We start from the raw sequence: 4,932 nt of genomic DNA, 5'->3' as shown, positions 1-4,932 counted from the left end.
CGTTCCTCGTGTTCGAGCGCGCCTGCCCACTGGTCTGGCCCTTCTCATACCCCAAGTGCTCGGTCAGCTCCGCGGTCAACCCGCGCTCCAAGGCCTCCTTGAGCAACGCCGGCAACAAGCCCTGACTGCCCGTCATCTCGACCTCGCCAGCATCAAGACGCTCAAACAACGCATCCAACGCCCCCGAGCGACGCAGCTCCTCCACCGTCTCACGCCCACTAGCGCGAGCCGCAACAACATCATCATCATTCATCATGCATCAATCCTTTCAAACAAAAGACGGATACACAGACAATTAAACACGCCCCGAAAAAGCAGCCGCAATCACAGGGATGACTAGCGTAAGATTCGTACTCAACTCGAGTTTCGATCCTTCTGCCGGTCTGAAGACGATTTCCGAGAGAGACGGCTGCCCAAACAGCCAATACATGGCGACAGTGATGCCACAGCACAAGAGACACACCAAGGCCGCGATTGCCGACGTCTTGCGCCGTGACTTCCGCTCCCGCGACACAATCGAATCGGCCAACAGATACTCTTCGCCTAGCTCAGGCAGCGTCAGTGAGGCCAACGTCCGCGTTCCGTTGATCTGATTGAACGTTCCGTTCAGGTCGCCACCGAACTGAGCGATCTGGTTGCCATCTCCCTTGTTGGTGATTTTCTGAGACATCCTGTTCCCTCCTCTGGGTCACACTGTCGACCGCCATGGTCGACAAACGACACGTTAAGGAGGGGCATGCTCATCTGCGTCCACCCACCCTGGCTGCGACAAGTTCGAGCCAGGGCGACAGACCTATCACCACTCCTTCACACGCAGCAATCCCCTATTTACCCCCACCAGGACCGACGCCGCCCGGACCCACGTGAACTCACCGGCATCGTGGGACCATTCGCGGGGAGGATCACCCCACGGCCCGATTGCTCGACCTGATCCCAAGAAGGTCTGGCACCGCGAACAAGAACTTGCTTGAAGAGCGCAAAGAAGACTTCCGCTCCAGCATCCAGATCGCGACACTGGATCCCTTCCAGGGACAGCAAGAACGCCATAGACGATCAACTCCAAGAAGCCACCAGCGCCTGAGGTGCCTTCCATATCGTCAAGCTCGCTGGCGACTTTCCAGGTGAGGTACGTCGCCGCGTCCAGCAAGACACGACTGGTCACCGCGCACGCACAGGCGATCCCCTTTCCCCAGGTCCGCAATCTCTTGCGCGCCTCACACACGCAGGCTCACCCCACGCCAACAAGAACGCCTCCGTGAGGCCTTCACGGCAGATGAGGCGCATATCAGTGTCGAAGTCGCCTACCTTCACCGGACAAGTCCGAGACGTCTTCCACCAAGCCACACCCACCCAAGGCCGACGCCTAGCCACGCGCCTCCTCGAGCACCTACCAACGTGCCCCGTCCCCGAAATCGCCCGACTGGGTCAGACCCTACGCGAGTACAAGGACACACTCGACGCCTACTTCGACACTGGCGGAGCCAGCAACACACCCCACCGAAGCCATCAGCGGACATTATCAAACTAGGCACACACACCAGAGGCTACCGCAACCCCACCAACTACAGACTCCGAATGGACCTGATCACCGCTTCTCAACACGTCTCACCCCACACCCGACTATGAAGAACAGGTAATATCACCGTTGAATGCGTATCCTGAGAGCAGGCATGGGCCAGCTGAAAACGAAAGGTAAACCATGGCAAATAAGACGCCTCAGTCGGTGGAACCAAATGTAGCAGACAAAGTGAACGGCTGGTTAAAGTCTTACGGCGTAGATTATAAACTTGAGCAAGAGCCTTTAAATCACGAAATTGATGCAGCACTGGATGAGTATTATTCGAAACGAGGGGGAGCGGGCGGAAATCGGCCGGACGCGAAGGCCTTAATTCAAGACACGCGTAATGAGTACTGGCCCATCCTAATTGAGTATAAAGGATACAAAAACAAACTTGAAAAGCTGGACCCAAGAGGTCGCATTGAAAATCGCAAGAAAGACAATACTCCACACTATGCAAACATTAATGGATACGCAGCAAATGGGGCTGTCCACTATGCGAACGCATTATTGCACTATACCGCATATTCAAACATCATTGCAATTGGTGTTACCGGATACAAAGACAATGATAACTTAAAGTTGGAGATCGCTGTATACCTAGTCTCGAAAAGCAATTTTGGCGTTGGGCAAAGATTGGGAACATACAGCGATCTGTCTTTCCTAAAGCAGACTCGATTTGATGAGTTTACTGAATATGTTCACAATCAGCAGCTAAGCCCTTCCGAAATCGATAACATTAGAGCTCAAAGGGAACGTGAAATCGATGAGAGTCTAATTAAATTGAATAACGATATATATCAAAATGAAAAAGGACTATCTGAAAATGATCGAGTATACCTAGTCGCAGCCTCTATAATTGCAACTCTGGGCGTGCCAGGCAAGGTGGCACCACTTGAAAAGGCGGACCTAAAGTCCACCAACGAACCAGGGGGTACCGACGGCGAAATAGTCTTGCGTAAGGTTAACAGCTTTCTCATGCAAAAGGCGTTACCAACCGAAAAGCGTAAAATGATCGTGCGCACTTTGAAAAACACTCTGACCGCTGAAAATCTCAACATGGTGAATAATGGCGAAACTCAGCTCAAGCGAGTCTTTTCCAAGATCGTTGACGATTTGGGCATCTACTACAAAATAGGCTTAACAACAGACTTCACCGGCAAGCTATTTAATGAAATGTACAGCTGGCTGGGATTCACTCAGGATAAGTTGAATGACGTTGTCCTAACTCCTTCGTATGTGGCAAAATTGCTGGTTAGGCTAGCTCGAGTTGATCGGAATTCATACGTCTGGGACTTCGCGACCGGTTCGGCGGGACTACTTGTGGCGGCGATGAACGAAATGATGAACGATGCCAAGCATTATATCGAATCACCTGATGAACTTGAGATTAAGTATGCAGAGATAAAATCGTCTCAGCTATTGGGCCTTGAGTTACTACCTAGCGTGTACATGCTGGCGGTCCTAAACATGATCATGATGGGTGACGGATCAGCGAATGTCCTCAATGCGGACTCTCTAACAAATTTTCGGGGGGACTACGAGTATGGCAACAAAGGGAAACCATTTCCAGCCACTGCTTTTGTGCTCAATCCTCCCTATTCAGCCGAAGGCAACGGCATGATCTTTGTCGAGCGCGCCCTATCTATGATGAACAAGGGTTATGCAGCAGTTATTATTCAGAATTCAGCTGGCTCTGGGAAGGCGGCCGAGTATAATAAGAGAATTCTAAAGCAATCGAAACTTCTTGCAAGCATCAAAATGCCCGCCGACCTCTTCATCGGCAAGTCCAGTGTTCATACGCAAATTTATGTATTTCGCGTCGGCGAAGCACATGAACCTGATGATGTAGTAAAGTTTATCGATTTCTCGAAAGATGGATATAAACGAACCAACCGACGTAAAGCTCGGAGTACCGTGAATTTGCGTAACGTGGATCACGCTCCTGAAAGGTACGCGGAATTAGTAAATCTTGTGAAATTCGGTTCGAAGAAGTTATGTTATCTTACTGCACAAGACTACTTCGAAGGTGTTATCGACCCCCTCAGCGGTTCCGATTGGAACCAGGCCGCGCCCGCGGATATTCGGCTTACCTACAGCATGCTGGAGTCGTCCGTTACCGATCATCTTTCATGGGAGCTATCCAGCGTACTTAAGCAAGGAGCAGGGCGCTATCCTGAATTGCGCCGACGATCAGCATTGTTGACAGAAGAATTCAGCGATTTGTCGTGGGCCTCCTTCAAGCTCGGTGATTTGTTTGATCATATAGAGCAAGGTCAGCGTCTCAAAAAAGATGATCAGATCCCCGGCGATATTCCGTTCGTCATGTCTGGCACAACAAACACGGGCGTAGTCGGCTATATTTCAAATCCACTTGTTGTTTTTCCTTCTAATTCTATAACCATTGATATTTTCGGTAATGCCTTTGTGCGAGAATACGAGTTTGGTGCCGGTGACGATACCGGAGTTTATTGGAACGAAGGAGTTGCCTACACTCGCCGAGCTTTGATCTTCATTGCTGCATCCATTAACAGAGCTTTGCGCGGTAGGTTTTCTTTTGGAAACAAGTTGCGCAGTTCCCGGAGCTTCGACCTGCCGATCATGCTGCCCTGCAAAGAAGGCTCGCCTGATTTGGATTCCATTGAGCGATTCATTTCCGCCATAGAATCTGAGCAGACGGGATATATCGAACAATATATTTCAGAACTCGACTCAAATTTAGGTTTTTAAAGGCATAGCCATTGTGTGTAGTCAATTTTGCGTTGCGATGATGCTGACTCTTCATAATTGTGGTGTAGTTGGGATCTGAATTATCTTGTTTCGAGGAGGCAGCGGGTGATGTAGTCGGTGAGGTTTCGCAAGTCCGAGCGCGGATTGCGTAGGTGTTAGAGGCGTCCGTTGATGGCTTCCGTGGGTCCGTTGCTGGTGTGGGGGTGGTCGAAGTGGGCGAGGATTTCCCTGGATCGGCGTTTGAGTGTTCTTCCCAGTGTGATGATCTGCCTGCGGGAGCCAGGGACGCCCTCGTCGCTGAGACGGTCTATTTCGGCTTGTATCTGGGCCTTACTGGAGGGGGCTGGGTTTTTCGGACCGTTTGTTGTGAGAGGGTTGTTCTGAGTAGTCCCGGCTGCTTGTGGCCGGGCAGAATGGATGACCATGAGGAAGTTCTCGAAGCACACGCCTGAGCAGATTGTCGTAAAGCTGGAGAAAGCCGAGGCGCTGCGAGGTGAGGGCATGAGTACGGCCCAGGCCTGCCGCGTGCTGGGTATCAGCGAGGCGACGTTGTGCCGGTGGCGCCAGCGTTATGGGTCGATGAGTCGTAGTGAGGCCAAGGAACTGCGTGAGTTGCGCGAGCAAAACGCGCGCCTCAAACAGTT

General features: G+C 51.4%; 4 protein-coding genes and 2 pseudogenes. 3 read left to right on the top strand and 3 right to left on the bottom strand.

Translation table 11 applies throughout. From position 1 onward, the window contains the following. Together HMPREF1138_RS04790 and HMPREF1138_RS04785 are read right to left on the bottom strand one after the other, a co-directional pair. Window positions 1-256: pseudogene (locus HMPREF1138_RS04790) on the bottom strand (IS256 family transposase); the annotation flags it as partial. Window positions 257-295: 39 nt separating this feature from the next. Further along, window positions 296-670: a hypothetical protein gene (locus tag HMPREF1138_RS04785; RefSeq protein ID WP_039936949.1), complete on the bottom strand. Its 375-nt coding sequence runs from the start codon at window positions 668-670 to the stop codon at window positions 296-298. Between the two features lie 423 nt (window positions 671-1,093). On the opposite strand from HMPREF1138_RS04785, the gene HMPREF1138_RS11600 reads away from it, so the two are divergent. After that, window positions 1,094-1,528, top strand: a complete 435-nt coding sequence (locus tag HMPREF1138_RS11600) for a transposase (RefSeq protein ID WP_081495972.1) — start codon at window positions 1,094-1,096, stop codon at window positions 1,526-1,528. A gap of 171 nt (window positions 1,529-1,699) precedes the next feature. Further along, the gene (locus tag HMPREF1138_RS10695; RefSeq protein ID WP_009057195.1) at window positions 1,700-4,288 is read left to right on the top strand and encodes an N-6 DNA methylase; all 2,589 of its coding nucleotides are present in this window, start codon (window positions 1,700-1,702) and stop codon (window positions 4,286-4,288) included. Between the two features lie 80 nt (window positions 4,289-4,368). Here HMPREF1138_RS10695 and HMPREF1138_RS11470 read toward each other — a convergent pair. Continuing rightward, window positions 4,369-4,599, bottom strand: a pseudogene (locus HMPREF1138_RS11470) (transposase); the annotation flags it as partial. Window positions 4,600-4,711: 112 nt separating this feature from the next. Between HMPREF1138_RS11470 and HMPREF1138_RS11045 the strand changes: the two are divergent. Then, window positions 4,712-4,932: transposase (locus HMPREF1138_RS11045; RefSeq protein ID WP_039936948.1), on the top strand; the 221-nt coding region annotated here is incomplete at its 3' end.

This window comes from Actinomyces sp. ICM58 (genome assembly GCF_000283035.1).
GTDB lineage: Bacteria > Actinomycetota > Actinomycetes > Actinomycetales > Actinomycetaceae > Pauljensenia.
The sequence above is the reverse complement of the archived record's forward strand: the minus strand, read 5'-3'. Positions and strand labels throughout refer to the sequence as shown.